We start from the raw sequence: 18208 nt of genomic DNA, 5'->3' as shown, positions 1-18208 counted from the left end.
GATGAAACTATTGCTCGTGGAAGATAACGCCGAACTCGCACATTGGATCGTCAAACTGTTGCGTGCGGAGAACTTCGTGATGGACAGCGTGCCCGATGCCGAGCGAGCCGAGGCGATATTGGCCAACCAGAGCTACGACGTCGTGCTGCTCGACATGCGCTTACCCGCCATGAGCGGAAAGGACTTGCTCACCCGTTTGCGACGGCGCGGCGATAATGTCCCTGTACTGATGCTGACGGCGCATGGATCGATAGACGACAAGGTCGACTGCTTTGGAGCCGGTGCGGACGACTATGTCGTCAAGCCGTTCGATGCGCGCGAGCTCGTTGCGCGCATCAAGGCGCTGGTGCGAAGGCAGTGTTCCGAAAGACACGTGTCGCTCGTTTGCGGCGATTTGCACTATCAATTCAATAGCCGCGAATTCCGTCATAACGACGCACCGCTGCCATTACGCCGCCGGGAACATGCGATTCTCGAAACGCTGATGCTGAGACATGGGAAAACCGTATCCAAGGCGACGCTAATGGAGAACGTATTCAGTCTCGACGATGAGCCGAGCGTCGACGCAATCGACGTTTATATTCACCGCCTGCGCAAGCATCTGTCCGTTTCGACCGCGCAGATCATGACCTTGCGAGGATTGGGCTATATCTTGCGAACGCGCGATGCCTGATCAGCAGGCCACGGTCGCGGCCATCGGCGCATAAGTGCCGTAATAGACGGCGTGATCGGCGTCCGGGGTATAGAAGACCCGGCATGCCGCACTGGCCGCGACGGGCTTCACACCGTCCTTTTTCATTTCGAAGTCGACGAAAAACTCGTCGTCCCAGACGCCCAGTTCTAGTGGCGTGCGCGTCGTGTCCACAGGCTGCGCAAGCATCATCCTGAACGTATACACGAGCTTGCCGTCGCGCATCGCAATGCTGAAGCGTTGCGGCTCGCCAAGCGCAACCGGGCGTCCTTGCACATAGGCATGCGTGAAATAGCCAACGTTCTTGAGCGACTGGAATGCCGAAGCACGCAGCGATTCGATGTCCTTCGCCGACAGCACACCGTTCTTCGGATAGCGGGAGAGGTCGATCGGCAGCAGCGCCTGGAAGCCGTTCGTAAACATCCACTCCACGTCGATCGCGGTCACGGAACCGCGGTTCATCTGCAGGTTCAGCGCGTACAGCACCCAGACGTGAGGATGCGCTTCTGCCTCGACCGGGCCCAACATCATCGCCGACGCAGTCAAGATAGCCAGCACGATCGACGGTAGCAGTTTCCGCAAGAATTACTCCGCTTAGAGGTCCGGGATTTTACCGGGGAGTGCGCTGCAAGCGCTGCGGATTTTCAGGCGAGCGCAGCCAGTTGTAAGCCGGACAGCAACGCGAACACCTGCCATGCAGCGAACAGCGTGATGATCAGTGCGCCCGCGAGCGCGAAGCGCGTGCGGATCGTTTCCAGTACCTGCCTGCGAGCAAGGCTACGGCTCGACACCGCCCGGTTGATGCCGAGGCTTGCCAGGCCCACGGCCAATACCGTTAGCGAAACCCCTGCGGCCATGGCGAGCGCCGACAACACGCCCACCATGAAAATGCCGTTGGCGAGCGCCGCAATGAGTACAAAGATCGCGCCGACACAGGGCCGCACGCCCACCGCCAGTCCCGTCATGACAATCTGCCGCGCGATCCAGACGTTGCCCGCGTTTTCGTTGACATTCGTCCAGGCTTGCGCGCGCCGGCTCGTCAGCGAACTTGCACCAAGGTAACGGCCGTGCTGAAGGTTGCTATCGTCGCGCCTGGTTGCAAACAGGCCCGCGCGACGTTTGGGGATCAGCGTGATGCGCCGCTCGTCGCAGCAGTCGCGACGCGTGACGATTGACCAGACAGTGATAAGGCCGACGCAAAGCAGCGAGACATAGCTGACGAGATCCAGCGCCGCCGCTCGCGTCAGCACGCCGCCCACGCCCTCGCGCGCGAGCCACGCCGCACCGCCGACCAGACAAATCGCGGAGATCGCCTGCACGCAGGCGCTCCATACGCTTAGCGCGATGGCATGCCCAACGCGAGCGCGATGCGACATCAGATACGCGCTCACGACTATCTTCCCATGCCCCGGTCCGAGCGCATGCAGGACGCCGTAGCCGAACGACAGCAGCATGAGGGTCCACGCGGCCAGCATGCTCGCGCCGTTGCGCTGCTCGACGAGTTGTTCCTGAAGCTGGGCGTTCAGGCGGCCTTGCAGCGCGACACTTGCCGCAATCGCGCGTCGCACGGGCTCCGGCATCGCGACAGGCTGCTCAGCGCCTCTGTGCGACATCGGCGCCGGTACATTGGCGGCGCCTGGCGCCCCTGACGATGTCCTGCCAAATACATCGACTGTCTCAGCACTCGCGGTCTGCACGACCGTGATCATGAGGAACATGAGCGCGAACGCACCACGGCGAATACCGCGGCGCCCGTCAGGGATCAGCATGAAAGCCTCGTGGAAAGCGGAGAAATCGCGCCGCCGAATAGCGTGTGAACCTTGTCTTCGAACGGTTGCGCGGTGCAGTTCTTTTGCGCTGTCGCATCGAAGACGACGGGCGCCCCGTTTCTGGACGGCGCCTGAAAATCGACGAAGAAAGTTTCGTCCCATGTGCCGAGTTGCACCTGAGCGAACTTCACGTCGACCTTATCCGCGAGCGGCAACACAAACGTGTAAACAATCCGTCCGCCTTCGATAGAGACGGCGAAGTCGCGGACCTCGCCGAAACGCGCGGCCTTGCCGTCGATAAAGACATGCACGAAATAGTCGGCCCCCTTCAGCGAATCAAACGCCTGCTGCCTGAAGATACGGATGTACTTCGGGCCGAGCGGTCCCGATTTCGGCATATCTTTCAGATCGCCGACGATCGATACCGGAAACCCTTGCGAGAAGGTCCATTTCTCCTGCACGGCGTCCAGTGATGAGCCATTCATCCGCGCGACGCTCTCGTAAGTGATCCACACATGCGGGTGAGCGGCGAGCGGCGCCGCGGCAGCCGCGCAGCATGCAGCGGCAATCGCATGGATCAAAGGAAGCACTCGCTCACGCAGAGAGCGGGCAACACGGTTGCGCATGAACATCCGTCGGAACGTTATGTGTCGTCGAAGGGATGACGAAGTAATAGCGCGGCACTGTAGCAGCATTTTTCCACTGGCAGTGCACGCATAGGTAGGGAACCGCGATTTTGATTGCTACCTGGCGCGCCACGTTACAACTCGACCCCGCACATCAGTGTGAATGAAGTCACGCGTTTGATAGAAACCCACGCCACCCTGTTGCGAAAGGTAAGCCAGCCGCCCCATGTATTCGCTCGGCGCCGCGGGCGTGCTGAAGTCGCCTGCGCGAAAAACCATATTCCTGTCAGGCAGATGGAAGGATGCCCGCTTACCCTCGAAATAAGTATTCGTGGCCGGTGTCCGCAGGCCCGAATGGACGTCGAATCGCGCATGATGGCCATACGCGGCGAGCCAGGCCTGCATCCATGACCACTGCTGCAAAAGCCTCCAGTCCGGATTGCCGACCACGTTGGCTTTCACATCCCGCATCAACCAGGAAACCGCGCGATATCCCTCGGCGGTCGAATAGTCGATCTGCCGTTCCTCGCTACCCCGCCTCAGCCAGAGAAGAGTCGGCACAGCATTCGTCGCATTAGCCGCATTGTCGGCTCGCGCATCGAAGGGCGCCAAAGCTGGCGCCGCGCAGGCCGCCAAGGCGAACTTCCTGACAAATTCCCGCCGCGAAATCACTTTATTCTGCTCGCCGATCTACTGATCGACGCCTCCGTGTTATTGAACAGGGTGTCGAGGCTTCCAACCGTATCGCGCGCAATGCGCTGTGCGAAACGGACGGGCGAATTTTGTGTGCTTGCCGCGAAGGTTAGGCGTGTCGGTTTGCTTATGCAAAACAGCTCAGATCCGGCCGGCGCCCGCACTGCGACGCCGAGACCGGCTGCCAGGTTCTAACCTTGAACCCGATGCTTGCGAGCGTTACTGATCGACGTCGAGTCGTCCGTAAGCGCCGTTGCTGCCGCTATTGGGACCGGCGGCAAAAAACAGCGTATTGGTGGGTTGAGCGTTCAATCCGTTGCCGAAGGCGATGCCCCACAGACCCGCAATCGTGATCGGCGCCCCGCTCCTTTGCGTCAACGCGCCTGCTGCCGCACCGGTCTGCGGATCGAAGGCATGGAGCGTGCCGTCACCGAAATTGCCGACGATCAGCTTGTTGCTGAACGGCCCGAAGTTCGACGGCGCGATCGTGATGCCCCACGGTGCGTTCAGATCGCCACCCGTTGCGAAACGTTTCTGCAACGCGCCGCTCATGTCATATACATCGATCACGCCTTGACCCGCCGCGTGCACGGACCTCCTGGCGCTGCTGTCCTGCTTCGCGTATGCAACGAAGAGACTGTTGCCGATGGCCTGAATGCCGAACGGTGCGAAACCGGCGGGCAACGATGGGTCGACGAAGCGGCCGCTCGTCGTGAGCTTGTTGAACGCGCTGTCGAACACGTCGATCTTGTTGTTGTGAAAATCGGCAGCGTAGAGACGGCCGGCGCCGTTGTCGGCGCCGATCGCGAGACCGGTGTACTCGGCTGCGCCGGCCGCGTCATCGTAGACGGTGACTGCCGACGTGAGATTGACTGTCGGAGACCACGCGGCGATCGTGCCCGCGAGCGTCGCGAAGACAAATGCGCTCGTTCCCGACACGCCGTTCTGGCTCACCGCGAAGTTGTTCGCCCCGCTGAACACGATTCCCGTCGGTCCTGCCGGGCCGTTCGTTCCCGCCGGGATCGAAACGACCAGTTGTTGCGGAACGCCGTTGCCGTCATACAGCGTGGACTTTTGCGAGCCCGCGTCGGCGACCCACACGAAGCCTTGCGGGTTGAACGCGATCCCCCAGCCGTCCTTGAGGTTCGCGTCGGTGTTCGAAGCGGGAACACCGCCGTCCGATACCACGACGCTCGACTTGTAGCCGACCGGTTGAACGGAATTGCCGTCGCCGCCGCAGCCGGCGAGGCTTGCAGCGAGCGCGGCGGATAGGGTCAATTTGAATAGCGTCGAACGCACGAGAGCCATGAGTTTTTCCTTTTTAATAAGTTGTCGCGTGCGTAAGTACCGCCCAACTTACTAAAAGTTACGTCAGCAAGGAAAAATGCTCGAACGCTGCCGCCGCCGATGGCACGTCACTCCGGCGGAATCTCGAGCGGCACGACAAACAGGCCCGGCATGTACGCCATATGGAAATAGCCGCAGCGTGCGTAAGCGGCGATGCGTTCGAGGCGCTCGGGCCGCTCGGGCCGCTCGGGCAATTGGCAACGATAGGCCGCGGCTGTCACGTCGGAAGATGATTCAGACTTGGCAACCGTATAGGCCGCTCGCTTCGGCCAGTGCTTCGCGAGGCTTCGCACAGGATGTCGAAGCGCGCCCCAGATAAGCGTCGCTGAAAGTGCGGTCACGGCGGCCTCCGTCGATTCATTGCCATGCGAACGAATCTAGCCAGCCGGAAACGCGAGCGCAAACAAGCTTTTGTGGATTGTTATTCGGAGAACCTGTCGAACGCTAATCGCGCCGGATGCTTGACGACGCGGCACACTCCACCGCTCCATCGCTCGACGTGCGATGCGCCTCAGCGCATCGTGTGCGTTATGTTCCCTTGCGCTTCTATCCGCCGGAAGCGGTGACCGCGGCGCCCGCCGCTTCGGCCCGCTTCGTGGTGAAGTTCCAGCGCAGCGCCGTGGCCGTCTCGACCGGCGCCGGCAAGAGCCCCGCTCGATAGAAGGTGTCGGCGATCTTTTGCTGCTCACCGAAATTCCGCGTGTCCACCGCATGCACCGCATAACTGCGGCGTCCATTCGCACGCTCGATCGTCGCCGCGTCCAGGCCCCAGATGGGCGCGAGCAGCTTCGCCGCATCCTCGGGGTGGCTGCGAACCCAGGCTCCCGCCGACGACAACTGCGCGAACACGGTGCTGATCACCTCGGGGTGTGCCGCGGCAAAGCTGCTGGACGCGAGGTAGTACCGCTGATACGACGCGAGCCCGTCGCCGTTTGCGAGAATGCGCACGTCCGGCGTTTTATCGACCGCCGCGACATACGGGTCCCAGGTGACCCACGCATCCACGCTGCCGCGCTCGAACGCGGCGCGTCCGTCGGCGGGCGTCAGATAGCTGATGCGCGCGTCAGCGGGTGCGAGACCCGCCTTGGCGAGCGCGGCGAGCAGCAGGTAATGGCTGCCCGCGGCCTTGGTCACCGCGATGCGCCGGCCCTTGAGATCGGCAAGCGTATGCAGCGGCCCGTCACGCTTCACGATGATGGCCTGCGCGCCGGGCGACGGCGCTTCCTGCGCGACGTACACGAAGTTTGCGTGAGCGGCCTGAGCGAACACCGGGACCGTATCGGCCACGTCGGCGCTGAAGTCGACCGCGTCCGCGTTGAGCGCCTCGGTCAGCGGCAAGCCGCTCGCGAACTCGTTCCAGCTAATGCTCACGCCCAGCGGCGCGAGCGCCTGCTCCAGCGAGCCGCGCGCCTTGAGGATGGTGATGAGCGTCGAAGACTTCTGATAGCCGATCCGCAGCTTGACCGGCGTTGCGGCAGTGCCGGCGGTTTGCGCATGGGCGGCGCCCACGACGAGCAGCGAAATCAGCGCCGCTCGCGCGAGCAATCGAAAGATGGAAAATGTCACGGCTCGAAATTCCGCTCTGATGGGTACGATGAAGCTGCGATCGTAGCAATGCCGGGCCGCGCGGATAAGCGAGCGTTTCAACTATGCTTAGCAGGGGAACGCATAACGTCAAACAGCGGCATATGAAACATGCCGCTCGAAACGCGACGCTACGCCAGCACGTTCGAGAACACCCGCTCCGCCAGACGATTCGAATCCGTTCCGCTGTTGAGCACGCCGACCGCCTTCAGATCGTCGGCATAGAGCGAGATTTCCTTCTTGAACGCATCGCCTCCCGGATGATGGCGATCGGTGTGGCTCTTCAGCATAGCAGCCAATTGCCCGACATCGGCGGACGGCGTGTAGGCCGAAAAGATCGCGGCTGCGTCGTCCGGATGATTGGCGGTCCACTCGGTGGCTTCGAGCAACGCCTGCGTCAACGACTGCGCGGTGGCGCGATCCTTGCGCACCAGCGAACCGCGCACGCCGAGCACGCAGCACGAGCGCGTCTGGTATTCGCCGCACAGATTGTTCGACACCTCATGCAGATGATCGGATTCGCGGATCGTCCAGATGGTCGGATCGCCGTCCGCGATGGCCTGTACTTCGCCCTTCTTCAGCGCCTCGCCCAGCAGATTCGCCGGATACTGACGCCAGTTCACGTCGCGCTCGGGATCGACGCCGAGCTTCTTCAACACGATCGCGAAGAAGTTCTTGGTCGGGCTCGCCATGTCGCTGACGCCGATCGTACGGCCCTTCAATCCCGCGAGATCCACGATGCCCGACGCGCGCGTCGCCAGCAAACGCATGCAGCCGCCATGAATCCCGGCCGTGAGTTTCACGTCGAAGCCCTGCTCCAGCGGCTTGATCCAGCGCAGCGCCATGCCGACGCCCGCGTCGGACTTGCCCGTCGCGATTGCCTCGAGCAACTGGTCGGTGGAGCCCGAGAAGTTCACGAGTTCGACCTGCAAGCCGTGCCGCTCGAAAAAGCCCTGCTTCACCGCGACGGCCACCGGCGCGGTGCAGATCGCGCCGGCATTCCACGAGAGCTTGAGCGGCTTGAGCGGAGCCCGCGGCGTTTGCGCCAGCGCAAGCGGGTTCGACAGGCTCAGCGACGCGCCGCCGAGTGCCGCCGCGCCCGCGCGCCAGGCCGTGTTGCGCAACCATGCGCGGCGGGCCGGACTGAGCGGAGATCGATCGTAGGGGTGGTTCATGGTCGGGTTGTTCCTCTGGTCGTTTATCGATTGTGGTAGCCGTTCAGGTGTCGAGTCCGAGTTGCGCGAGCACCTCGCGGCGCAGCGCCACCAGTTTCGGATCGTCGCGGTGGCGCGGATACGGCGCGTCGTTGCGCACTTCGGCAATCACACGCGCCGGCCGCTCGCTGAAGACGATCACGCGAGCGGCGAGCAGCAGCGCTTCTTCCACGTCGTGCGTCACCAGCAGTACGGAAAAACGAGCGTCCTGCCAGAGCCGCGCCAGTTCACCTTGCATGCGGATGCGCGTGAGAGAGTCGAGCTTGCCGAACGGCTCGTCCAGCACCAGCAGCGCCGGATCGTTGACGAGCGCGCGCGCCAGCGCGACCCGCTGCGCCATGCCGCCCGACAGTTGATGCGGAAACGCCTCGGCGAAATCGCTGAGACCGACCAGTTCGAGCGCGGCGTCGATGCGCCGTTGCGCCTGTTCTTCCTGCGCGCCGCCGCGCCATGCAAAGCGTGCGCGTTGTGCCTGCGGACCGATCCCCACGTTGCCGCGTACCTTGCGCCACGGGTACAACGTGGGGTCCTGGAACACCACCACGCGCGACGGATCGGGTCCCGTGATCGCCGCGCCGTCGGCCTGCACGCTGCCTTGGGTCGGCGTATCGAGTCCGGCCACGAGCCGCAGCAAGGTGGACTTGCCGCAACCGCTCGGGCCGAGCAGCGCGACGAACTCGCCCGGCTCCACGGTGAAGCTGACATCGTGCAGCACCGGCAACGCCGCGCCGCGCAACGCGAATTGATGACTGACGTGGCGCACGTCGATGCGCGCGCCGCCGGAGAGCGGAGCCGCGACAGCGGCGGACCGATTCAATGCTTCGGCTACGGCTACCATTTGAGCAATCCTTTTTGCCAGGCCAGCAAGCGGTCACGCAGACGGAACAGCAACGTGATCAGGCCGGAACACATCAGCGCCATCACCAGTAGCGCGGCATACATATTCGAATACGCGGCCCAGCCCTGAGCCCACTGCAAATACCAGCCGAGCCCCGCTTTCACGCCCATCATTTCCGCGACGATGAGCACCGAGAACGACGCGCCCAGCCCCATGAACAGACCGACGAACACCGATGGCAACGCGGCCGGAATCGCCACGCGCAGAATCAGAAAAGCGGGTCTCGCGCCGAGCGTGCGCGCGATGTCGTAATAAGCCGGATTCACCCCGGCCACGCCCGACCAGGTCAGCACCGCGACCGGGAACGCGGTCGCCAGCGCGATCAGGAACACGCTCGCGCTAAAGCTCGATGGAAAGAAGAAGAACGCCAGCGGCAGCCATGCGGTGGCCGGCAACGGACCGATCAGACGCAGCACCGGATGCACCCAGTAACTCACCGCCTGCGACCAGCCGATGCTCACGCCCGTCACGAAGCCCGCGGCCGCGCCGAGCACATAGCCGTAGGCGAGCAAACCGAACGAATGCACGACGCTCGTGCCGAGCCGCGGATAGTCCTCGGCATACACGCCGATCAGCGCTTGCGGCGGCGCGAAGAACGGCCGCGGCAGCCATTCGAGTTGCGCCGTGACGGCTTCCCATGCGCTCACGCCGAGCGCCAGCGCGAGCAGCCACGGCATCGCGCGAAGCCATGCGCCGATGCGCGTGGGCGTGGCCGCCGTCGCGGAAGGACCGCGCCATCCCGCGATCGCGGTTGCCGCCGCGAATGCCGCGAGCAGCAGTTTGAGCGCGATGAATTCGTTCGTGTACGGCCAGTCGTCGAGACTCGGCCACCACTCGGTCAGCGCCGCGCTGGTCAACCAGGCTAACGCGGCGAGCCCGGCTATCAGGGTGGCGCGGATGACGTCGCGTGAAGCCGTATCGCCGGCCTCGCCTCGCGCCGCGATCGAATCGGACTGGGTGGACATAAAAGGCTGCGGCCTCCTTGCCGGTTTGGCTGAAGCCTTGCATGGTAGCCATGCCGTTCCTGCGTGCAAAACGACGAATTCGACTATGCAAATCGGCAATCGCGTTTGCGCCTTTTTCGCGCTGCGCGAGCAGCAGGATTCGAACGTCCGCTGATTTTCTTATGTGCAATGATTGGTTGGATTCGAGCACCGGCGAACTTAACGTGAGAGCCGACGGCCTGTGAGCCGGCGGCATACGTCTCGTTGAGTGCTTCGGTCGGCACGCGCATCATTCGAAGCGGGGTTTCCGCTTTACCGCAAACCTGCAGGCCGTTCTAACGGAGCGCGGCTGAGCGACCACGGCTGCCGACTTGCGACCGCGCTAGGGTTTCTTCGGCGCGCACAGGCGTGAAAGCGCTGCTGACTGACAGGCATCGAGAATTTCGTCCGCCAGAGGCGAGTCATCGGGACAGGCTCGTGAGAGCATGACCGCGCCCACGACCTGCGCAATCGCGTCGATTGCTCTCGCTCGCGCTTCTCGCCGAGCCGCCACCTTCCTGGCGCCATGTTCGTTTTCAAAACTCGCCAGCAGCCGTTCAATACCATCGGCAAAGGCTTGCTTGACCTGCTTCGGCTGACGCGCGGCGTCCGCGGATAACGCCGCCATCGTGCAGCCGGTGCCAGCATCGTCACGGTGCTCTCGCGACAAATACTGCTTGATGAACGCGGCAATGTCGGCGCCCGCGGTTTTGGCCGCCGACTGCGAAAAACCACAGGCCGCGGCCTCCGCCATCAGGTCGGCCTTGGAGCCGAAGTGCTTATAGAAGCCGCCGTGGGTGAAGCCGGCGGCCGCCATCAAATCCGCCACGCCCACCCCGTCGTAGCCCCGCTCACGAAACAGCGTCGAAGCGGTCTCGACGATGTGCGCCCGGTTCGCCTGCGCCTGCGCTTTAGTGACCTTCATGTTCAGGGCCTCTCTCTTCGGCTAACGCCACGCTAAAGTCCTCACTATACATTGATGTCGCTCATCATCAAAGACGTTGACATTTTTGATTACGAGCATCATCATTAAGCGAATCGCATCGGAATGGCGATGCATTCGTTTATCGGCGCCGGAAGAACGACTCCGGCGCTCACATGTGCGCGCATCCCGCGCCCCGGGTTCTCCAGACATCCACGCTATAGGCACGACATGACCCACAAGTCGCTCTTCGATTCCTGCACTCTCGGTGCGCTGACGCTGTCCAACCGTATCGTCATGGCCCCGTTGACGCGCAATCGTGCGGGCCAGGGGCTGGTGCCCACCGATCTGACCGCCACCTACTATGCCCAGCGCGCCTCGGCGGGCCTGATCATCACCGAGGCCACCCAAGTCTCCGCTCAGGCCCAGGGCTATCAGGACACCCCAGGCCTGTACACCCAGCATCAGATCGACGGCTGGCGCAAGGTCACCGAGGCGGTCCACGCCCAGGGCGGCCGCATCTTCGTGCAGTTGTGGCATGTCGGCCGCATCTCGCACGTCGATCTGCAGCCGGATGGCGCCGCGCCGGTCGCGCCCTCGGCCATCCGCGCCGAGACCAAGACCTTCGTCAACAACGGCTTTGCCGATGTCTCCGAGCCGCGGGCGCTGCAACTGGACGAACTGCCAGGCATCGTGAACGACTTCCGCCAGGCCGCAGCCAACGCGATCGAGGCGGGCTTCGACGGCGTCGAGATTCACGGCGCCAACGGCTATCTGCTGGAGCAGTTCATCAAGGACGGGGCGAATCACCGCACCGACGCATACGGCGGTTCCATCGAGAACCGTGCGCGCCTTCTATTGGAAGTCACTGCCGCAGTCGTTCAGCAAATCGGCGCCGACCGCACGGGCGTGCGCATCTCGCCGGTGTCGCCAGCCAACGGCATCGCCTGCAGTGACCCGCAGCCACAGTACGACTACATCGTCGAGCAGCTCAGCGCGCTCGGCGTCGTCTACCTGCATGTCGTCGAGGGGGCCACCGGCGGCCCACGCGACGTGGCGCCGTTCGACTACGCCGCACTGCGCAGCCGCTTCAAGCAGACTTATCTCGCCAACAACGGCTACGACCTCGGCCTCGCCACCGCCAGCCTCAATGACGGCAAGGCCGATCTGTTCGCCTTTGGCCGCCCGTTCATCGGCAATCCGGATCTGGTGGGGCGCCTTAAAGCCGGCGCGCCGCTGGCGACGTTGAACCCGGCCACACTCTACGGCGGCGGCGCCGAAGGCTATATCGACTACCCCACGCTGGCCGAAGCCAGCACTAGTTAATCAACCGGCACGGCCGCCCCGATTGCTGGGCGGCGACGGTCCACACCCAACCCACGGAACCGACAAGATGAACACCCTCCCCACTGTCCTCATTACCGGCGCCTCCTCCGGCATCGGCGCGATCTATGCCGAGCGCCTCGCGCGCCGCGGCCATCCTCTCGTTCTCGTCGCGCGCGACAAGGCGCGGCTGGATGCACTGGCTGCCCGCCTGCGCGACGAAACGAAAATCGACGTCGAGGTGCTCCGGGCCGACCTGACGCAGCCGTCCGATCTGGCTGCGGTCGAATCCCGTCTGCGCGAAGACGCCGGTATCCGCATCCTGATCAACAATGCCGGCCTCGCTCAATCAGGCGGCTTCGTCGAGCAGACCGCCGACGCCATCGACCGTCTGGTGACGCTCAATATCACCGCCCTGACGCGGCTTGCGGCCGCCATCGCCCCGCGCCTCGCGCAGGCCGGCGAAGGCGCGATCGTCAACATCGGCTCGGTGGTCGGTCTCGCGCCGGAGTTCGGCATGTCGGTCTACGGCGCGACCAAGGCGTACGTGCTGTTCCTGTCGCAGGGCATGAGCCTGGAACTGGCGCCCAAGGGCGTTTATGTTCAAGCCGTGTTGCCGGCGGCCACGCGCACCGAGATATGGGAGCGCGCCGGCATCGACATCAACACGCTGCCCGAAGTCATGGAAGTGGGTGAACTGGTCGACGCGGCGTTGGTCGGTTTCGACCGCCGCGAATTGGTCACGATACCGCCGCTTCACGTCGCCGAGCGTTGGGACGCGCTCGACTCCGCACGCCAGGTTTTGCTCTCCGACATCCGTCAGGGAGAGGCTGCGGAGCGTTATCGGGCAACTCAGTGATGCTGTCCGCCGATAGGGCGATGAATCATCCCGGCCCCCGTTCGGTTCAGGTCACTGGCGCTCGGTGAACAAACCCCCGGCATCGAGCGGCATGCGTCAGCCAGCGTCGCTCGCACCGACGGCCGCGCCGGGAAGCACGACGATTTTCCCGCGCCTGCCGCGGTCGAATGTTGCCAGCACAGCGTCTCTTGCATTTGCGAGAGCGAAAGTGATGGTCGCAGGCGGCCGAAGGTGGCCGCGGGCAACCATCGAGAACAGCGCGGTGCGTACACGCCGCGCCTGTTCCGGCCGGTTGGCCAGGAAGTACCGTATATCGACGCCATGCAAGGTCGCGTTCTTGAGAAGCGCCAGGTTGACCGGAAGCGACGGAATGGCGCCACCCGCAAACCCGATCACGAGATAGCGGCCGCCTTTGGCCAGGGAGCGGAACGCCGGCTCCAGCATGTTTGCGCCGACCGGGTCGAGCACGACATCGACGCCTTCCGGCGCGACTCGCTTGAGCGCCTCCCGCCAATCCGGAAGGCTGTAGTCGATCGCAGCCACTGCACCCAGCTCGCATGCGGCTTGACGCTTGAACTCGCTCGACGCCGCCGCGATCACGCGCGCCCCGGCATGCACGGCAAGCTGAATCGCGGCGGACGACACCGCACCACCCGCGCCAAGCACGAGCAACGTATCGGCGGCCGTCAACCGTCCCTGATCGAACAACGCATAGTGTGCCGTCTGATAGTCCACCAGCATGGCTGCGGCAACGGGCATCGGCAGCTCGCCGGGGACAACGTCCACGTCGGCGGCGTCGACCACCACGTATTCCGCCAGGCCTCCGCCAAGCTGCCACGTGACGACGCGATCACCGACAAGTTGCCCCGTCACGCCCGAACCGACGGCGTCGACCACGCCGGCAATTTCTCCGCCCGGCACGTAAGGCAAGCGCGGCTTGATCTGATAGCGGCCTTGCATCATCAGCCCGTCGACGAAACCAAGAGCCGTTGCTTCGATGCGAATCCGCAGTTGGCCGTGTTCGGGCTCTGGCAACGGCTCATCGACCAACGCATAGGAGCCGAGATCGAACGCTGTTCCTGAGAAGCTTTGCACGCTTTACCTCCCTCTCGAACATCATGACCAGCGCGCGCACCAATACGCCGCACCGATACGCCGCACCGATACGCGCGAATACGGCCGCACTCGACCGACCGTAGTCGCACTTTACAGCGCATGGCGCGCTCAGCGGACCCACAGCTTCATCCCGCCAGCCTCGTGATCGCTACCCGGCTGCCCGCTTGCTCGCGCAGACGAAACTTCTGGATCTTCCCGGTAGCGGTCTTGGGCAATTCCCCGAAAATCACGCGACGCGGGCATTTGAAATGCGCCAGTCGCTCCCGGCAGAACAAGATGACATCCTGCTCCGTGATGTGGGAGGCATCCGGCTTCAGTTCGATAAACGCACAAGGCGTCTCGCCCCATTTGTCATCCGGCTGCGCGACCACGGCCGCGTTCAGGACGCCCGAGATGCGATAAATGACCTCCTCCACCTCGACGGACGAAATGTTCTCTCCACCCGAGATGATGACGTCCTTGGAGCGGTCGGTGATCTGGATATAGCCATCGGAATGAACGACAGCAAGATCGCCGGTATGGAACCAACCGCCGGCGAAAGCTTTCGCCGTTGCGTCGGCATTCTTGAAGTATCCCATCATCACCGTATTCCCCCGGACCAGAACTTCACCGCAAGACTTGCTATCGGCGGGCACCGGTTCGAGCGTCGCGAGATCGGCGACCGACATTTTCTCGAACGCCGCCGCGCGTACCCCTTGCCGCGCTTTCAGTTTCCCTTGTTGCTCCGGCGACAACGTATCCCACTCGTCGTGCCAGGCACAGCTGATGGGCGTGCCGGAGATCTCGGTAATTCCAAAGACATGGTCGACGTCGAATCCCATCGCGCCCACGGCCTCCAGAACCGCTGCCGGCGCCGGCGAGCCGGCGGTAAGGACGCGCACCCGACGCGGCAGCGGCTGCCGTTCCGATTGAGGCATGCTCGCGATGCCTGAGAGCACGATCGGCGCCGCACAAAAATGATCGACCCCGTGCTCGGCGATGGCGGTGAGAATATTCGCGGCATTCACCTTGCGCAAACAGACGTGCGTTCCCGCCGCCGCAGTAATCGCCCATGTGAAGCACCAGCCGTTCGCGTGGAACATGGGAAGCGTCCACAGGTAAATCGGCGCACGCGGGAGCGGCCAGTTCGTCATCTGCAACAGGCTCATCAGATAGGTGCCGCGGTGGCTCGGAACGACGCCTTTCGGATCGCCGGTTGTGCCTGAGGTGTAGTTCAATGCAATGGGCGTCCACTCGTCGAGCGGACGGCGGCCCGCAAATGCCGGATCACCGCTCGCCAGCAGCGACTCATAATCAGTTTCCCCGATGGCGGGGCCGTCAGGCGCTTCGTGATCGTTGATGTCGATCACACGCGGCGGATTGGGAACCGACTGCAATGCTTTCTCGACCAGCGGAGCCAGTTCGCGGTCCACCAGCAGAAGCTTGCATTCTCCGTGGCGCAGAATGAATGCAACACCGTCGGCATCGAGGCGGCAATTGATGGCGTTGAGCACAGCCCCCGAGAGAGGCACGCCGAAGTGTGCCTCGAGCATGGCCGGCGTGTTCGGCGCGATGATCGACACCGTATCGCCCGGTTCGATCCCCAACTGAACGAGCGCCGACGCGAGGCGATAGCAACGCTCGCGCGTTCTCGCCCACGTCTGCCGGAAGCCGCCATGAACGATCGCGGTTCGATCCGGATAGACGTCGGCGGTTCGATCGAGGAAGGTCAGTGGCGTCAATGGAACGTGGTTTGCCGCGTTCTTCTCGAGTCCTCGAGAATAGGCCGTTGCACTCATGACTTTGTCTCCATTCATTCTTGGTAGAAAGTAGTGAAATCGCCGACCGGACTGCGCTCCGTGACGAGAGAGTTCTCGATGCAGTTGTGATCCGCATAACCCAGGCTCATTCCGCACACCAACATGTGGTTGTCGGGAATGGACAGTTCGTTGGCGATGACACGGTGGAACTTGTTGAAAGCCGCCTGCGGGCAGGTGTCGAGGCCTCGCGCCCGGGCCGCAATCATCACGCTTTGCAGGAACATACCGGTGTCCAGCAGACTGCCTTCACGCATGACCCGGTCGACCGTGAAGAACAGGCCGACGGGTGCGTCGAAGAAGCGGTAGTTGCGGCCGTGCTGCACATGCATCCGCTCCTTGTCGCCCTTCTCGATGCCCAGCAGGCCATACAGGTTCCAACCGACCTCACGCCGGCGATCCACATACGGTGCGATCCATTCGCGTGGGTAGTAGTCGTAGGGCTCGTCCAGATCGGAACTGCGCGCAGGATCGTCATTGATCTCGTTGATGGCGGCAGACAGGCGCGACTTCGTCGCGCCTGTCACGACATGCACATGCCAGGGCTGGATGTTCACGCCGGTCGCGCTGAAACGGGCAACGTCGAGGATGGACTCGATTTGCCCGCGAGAAACCGGTGTGGGCAGGAAAGCACGGACGCTGCGCCGCGTGACGAGTGCCCAATCGACGGCCCGGTTCACGTCGGCAAGCGAGCTCAAGGGAGAAGGAGATAGACGGTCCATTTCGATGCCGGCATTGAAAGTTGATCTGCACTGAGCCATGTCGTGTTTGTCGAGGGTAGAGCCCCATACGAGCCGCGTTGTTCGCACGCATCCCGGCCATGAAGCGGCATAGGACGGAAACGTCAGCGCCCCGCGCTACCCTGAACCGCGACAACAGGCACGCTGTTCGAGCGATGCGAGTCGGCGCGTGTCTGATTGATCAGCGTCACCGCCGCCGCACCGATGAGGCCAGCCACGCCGATTGCCATGAAATTCTGTTCGAGCGGCAGCTTCAAGGAGACGAGCCAACCAATGAGCACCGGAGCCACGATGGCGCCGACCCGGCCCACGCCGGAAGCAAAGCCGACACCGGTAGAGCGGATCGCATGAGGATAGAAGTCGCCCGCATAAGCGTAGGCCAGCAATTGCGTACCGAGCGTCGATGCGCCGACGACGAACACAACGGCAAACAACGACACGGTCGACTTCGTGTAGCCCATCAGTGACAGCGCAACCGCCCCGACGATGTAAAACGCAATCAGCACCCGCTTGATGTTGACCTTGTCGCTGAGCCAACCGCCGAAGATCGCACCGGCAATCGCGCCGACGTTGAAGACGATCACGAAGTTCAAAGCCGAACCCAGGCTATATCCCGCCATGGCCATCAGCTTGGTCAACCACGAACTGAGCGCGTAGACCATGAAGAGGCCCGTCATGAACGCGACCCAGATCATCGTGGTACTGAAGCCGCGGCCATCCTGGAAGAGCCGTCGCACCGAAGCGTCCTTGCTTTTGTCCGACGAAGACCCTGCAAACTGCTCCTGACCGCTCAACGGATAGTCGGGCACCAACCGCTTCATCACCGCACGCAGTTCGTCGCGCCGGCCGCTTTTGACCAGGAAGGTCATCGAGTGCGGCATCGTTTTGATGATGAACGGGATCAGCAGCACTGGCAGGCCCGCGGCAAAAAAGACGGATTGCCAGCCATAGCTGCCGATAAGCTGCTTTGCGGTCAGCGCCACCAGAATCCCGCCAATGGAATATCCCGCGAACACCAGCGTCACCAAGCGCGTACGCAGCGCGTTAGGCGAGAACTCCGCCATCTGCGCGGTGACGATCGGCAAGACTCCGCCAATGCCCAGGCCGGCGATGAATCGCGTGACGCTGAAACTGATGGGATCGCTCGTCAGCCCGGCGGCCGCCGTGAAAAGACTGAACAGGGCCACGCACACGCACATCATCATGGGTCGACCGAAACGGTCAGCCAGCGTGCCAAGGAAAATGGCCCCGAGCATGACGCCGAAAAGCGTCGAGCCGGCCATGACGCCGGCGCTGGTCGCGTCGATGCGCATGTCCTTCATGATCGACGGCAGTGCCGCACCCACGACGGCAAGATCGTAGCCGTCGAGTATCAGCATCAACACACACCAGAACAGGACAAGGGTATGAAAGCCATTGAATCTGGCCTGACCCGCGAGTGAGTGCACGTCTATCTGGTTCATGTCGTCTCCTTCGGTTTAATGTCGTGGATGAAGTCCACGCGGGCTCCAACGGCGCCCTCGATGAGCGGCCTTGTCGCGGCTCGGATCGGCCGTTGGTACCCGGCTGTAATCAGTGTGAGATGGACGCGGCTGGCAGTCCATGTCCATCAACTTCAATCTGAATGAGGTCGCCGAACACCGGCGT

18 protein-coding genes are annotated in these 18208 nt (G+C 63.1%); 3 read left to right on the top strand and 15 right to left on the bottom strand.

What is annotated here, in order from left to right; translation table 11 throughout:
* The first annotated feature begins 1 nt into the window (after nt 1).
* Nucleotides 2-673 carry a response regulator gene (locus CUJ90_RS25610; RefSeq protein WP_073428959.1) on the top strand — a complete coding sequence of 224 codons (672 nt, stop codon included), beginning with the start codon at nt 2-4 and terminating at the stop codon, nt 671-673.
* Here the strand turns inward: CUJ90_RS25610 and CUJ90_RS25605 are convergent, their stop codons facing one another.
* The 11 genes from CUJ90_RS25605 to CUJ90_RS25555 all read right to left on the bottom strand — a co-directional run bounded on the left by CUJ90_RS25605 (nt 674) and on the right by CUJ90_RS25555 (nt 10730).
* On the bottom strand, nt 674-1273 hold the full coding sequence (locus tag CUJ90_RS25605) for a DUF1007 family protein (protein WP_114164161.1): 600 nt from the start codon (nt 1271-1273) through the stop codon (nt 674-676).
* Nucleotides 1274-1335: 62 nt separating this feature from the next.
* Nucleotides 1336-2259, bottom strand: coding sequence for a nickel/cobalt transporter (locus CUJ90_RS25600; protein WP_161553722.1), 924 nt, complete (start codon nt 2257-2259; stop codon nt 1336-1338).
* Between the two features lie 194 nt (nt 2260-2453).
* Nucleotides 2454-3041 (bottom strand): DUF1007 family protein, encoded by a 588-nt coding sequence (locus CUJ90_RS25595; protein ID WP_159442562.1) that lies wholly within the window; start codon nt 3039-3041, stop codon nt 2454-2456.
* A gap of 162 nt (nt 3042-3203) precedes the next feature.
* Entirely contained in the window at nt 3204-3758 is a 555-nt protein-coding gene (locus CUJ90_RS25590) for a YcbK family protein (protein ID WP_073428963.1), read from the bottom strand.
* Between the two features lie 240 nt (nt 3759-3998).
* Nucleotides 3999-5087, bottom strand: coding sequence for a TIGR03118 family protein (locus tag CUJ90_RS25585; RefSeq protein WP_073428964.1), 1089 nt, complete (start codon nt 5085-5087; stop codon nt 3999-4001).
* 107 nt (nt 5088-5194) lie between these two features.
* The gene (locus tag CUJ90_RS25580) at nt 5195-5467 is read right to left on the bottom strand and encodes a hypothetical protein (RefSeq protein ID WP_073428965.1); all 273 of its coding nucleotides are present in this window, start codon (nt 5465-5467) and stop codon (nt 5195-5197) included.
* Nucleotides 5468-5672: 205 nt separating this feature from the next.
* Entirely contained in the window at nt 5673-6680 is a 1008-nt protein-coding gene (locus tag CUJ90_RS25575) for an aliphatic sulfonate ABC transporter substrate-binding protein (RefSeq protein ID WP_412534861.1), read from the bottom strand.
* Nucleotides 6681-6841: 161 nt separating this feature from the next.
* Nucleotides 6842-7885, bottom strand: a complete 1044-nt coding sequence (locus tag CUJ90_RS25570) for an ABC transporter substrate-binding protein (RefSeq protein ID WP_114164160.1) — start codon at nt 7883-7885, stop codon at nt 6842-6844.
* Between the two features lie 43 nt (nt 7886-7928).
* A complete protein-coding gene (locus CUJ90_RS25565) occupies nt 7929-8762 on the bottom strand; it encodes an ABC transporter ATP-binding protein (RefSeq protein WP_114164159.1) in 834 nt (277 codons plus the stop codon).
* The gene (locus tag CUJ90_RS25560) at nt 8756-9787 is read right to left on the bottom strand and encodes an ABC transporter permease (protein WP_114164158.1); all 1032 of its coding nucleotides are present in this window, start codon (nt 9785-9787) and stop codon (nt 8756-8758) included. Before CUJ90_RS25560 ends, CUJ90_RS25565 begins: the two co-directional genes overlap by 7 nt.
* Nucleotides 9788-10148: 361 nt before the next feature.
* Nucleotides 10149-10730, bottom strand: coding sequence for a TetR/AcrR family transcriptional regulator (locus tag CUJ90_RS25555; RefSeq protein WP_073428969.1), 582 nt, complete (start codon nt 10728-10730; stop codon nt 10149-10151).
* 228 nt (nt 10731-10958) lie between these two features.
* Here CUJ90_RS25555 and CUJ90_RS25550 point away from each other — a divergent pair, with 228 nt between their 5' ends.
* On the top strand, nt 10959-12053 hold the full coding sequence (locus CUJ90_RS25550) for an alkene reductase (RefSeq protein WP_114164157.1): 1095 nt from the start codon (nt 10959-10961) through the stop codon (nt 12051-12053).
* A 67-nt stretch (nt 12054-12120) separates the two neighbouring features.
* Nucleotides 12121-12909, top strand: a complete 789-nt coding sequence (locus tag CUJ90_RS25545; RefSeq protein WP_114164156.1) for an SDR family NAD(P)-dependent oxidoreductase — start codon at nt 12121-12123, stop codon at nt 12907-12909.
* Between the two features lie 96 nt (nt 12910-13005).
* On the opposite strand, the gene CUJ90_RS25540 is transcribed toward CUJ90_RS25545, so the two are convergent.
* From CUJ90_RS25540 to CUJ90_RS25525, 4 genes are all read right to left on the bottom strand, one after another.
* Nucleotides 13006-13959, bottom strand: coding sequence for an NADPH:quinone oxidoreductase family protein (locus tag CUJ90_RS25540; RefSeq protein WP_244220036.1), 954 nt, complete (start codon nt 13957-13959; stop codon nt 13006-13008).
* A gap of 191 nt (nt 13960-14150) precedes the next feature.
* Nucleotides 14151-15803, bottom strand: a complete 1653-nt coding sequence (locus CUJ90_RS25535; protein WP_114164154.1) for an AMP-binding protein — start codon at nt 15801-15803, stop codon at nt 14151-14153.
* A 14-nt stretch (nt 15804-15817) separates the two neighbouring features.
* On the bottom strand, nt 15818-16543 hold the full coding sequence (locus tag CUJ90_RS25530; protein ID WP_244220035.1) for a nitroreductase: 726 nt from the start codon (nt 16541-16543) through the stop codon (nt 15818-15820).
* Nucleotides 16544-16665: 122 nt separating this feature from the next.
* Nucleotides 16666-18024, bottom strand: a complete 1359-nt coding sequence (locus CUJ90_RS25525; protein ID WP_114164152.1) for an MFS transporter — start codon at nt 18022-18024, stop codon at nt 16666-16668.
* Nucleotides 18025-18208: the final 184 nt, after the last annotated feature.

The sequence above is a fragment of the Paraburkholderia terricola genome (genome assembly GCF_003330825.1).
GTDB classification, from domain to species: Bacteria; Pseudomonadota; Gammaproteobacteria; order Burkholderiales; family Burkholderiaceae; genus Paraburkholderia; species Paraburkholderia terricola.
The sequence above is the reverse complement of the archived record's forward strand: the minus strand, read 5'-3'. Positions and strand labels throughout refer to the sequence as shown.

Bases quoted from the DNA above. Each gene is read 5' to 3' on its own strand.
- CUJ90_RS25610 (WP_073428959.1), top strand. From the start codon at position 2: ATGAAACTATTGCTCGTGGAAGATAACGCCGAACTCGCACATTGGATC.
- CUJ90_RS25585 (WP_073428964.1), bottom strand. From the start codon at position 5,087: ATGGCTCTCGTGCGTTCGACGCTATTCAAATTGACCCTATCCGCCGCG.
- CUJ90_RS25570 (WP_114164160.1), bottom strand. From the start codon at position 7,885: ATGAACCACCCCTACGATCGATCTCCGCTCAGTCCGGCCCGCCGCGCA.
- CUJ90_RS25565 (WP_114164159.1), bottom strand. From the start codon at position 8,762: ATGGTAGCCGTAGCCGAAGCATTGAATCGGTCCGCCGCTGTCGCGGCT.
- CUJ90_RS25560 (WP_114164158.1), bottom strand. From the start codon at position 9,787: ATGTCCACCCAGTCCGATTCGATCGCGGCGCGAGGCGAGGCCGGCGAT.
- CUJ90_RS25555 (WP_073428969.1), bottom strand. From the start codon at position 10,730: ATGAAGGTCACTAAAGCGCAGGCGCAGGCGAACCGGGCGCACATCGTC.
- CUJ90_RS25550 (WP_114164157.1), top strand. From the start codon at position 10,959: ATGACCCACAAGTCGCTCTTCGATTCCTGCACTCTCGGTGCGCTGACG.
- CUJ90_RS25545 (WP_114164156.1), top strand. From the start codon at position 12,121: ATGAACACCCTCCCCACTGTCCTCATTACCGGCGCCTCCTCCGGCATC.
- CUJ90_RS25535 (WP_114164154.1), bottom strand. From the start codon at position 15,803: ATGAGTGCAACGGCCTATTCTCGAGGACTCGAGAAGAACGCGGCAAAC.
- CUJ90_RS25530 (WP_244220035.1), bottom strand. From the start codon at position 16,543: ATGGACCGTCTATCTCCTTCTCCCTTGAGCTCGCTTGCCGACGTGAAC.
- CUJ90_RS25525 (WP_114164152.1), bottom strand. From the start codon at position 18,024: ATGAACCAGATAGACGTGCACTCACTCGCGGGTCAGGCCAGATTCAAT.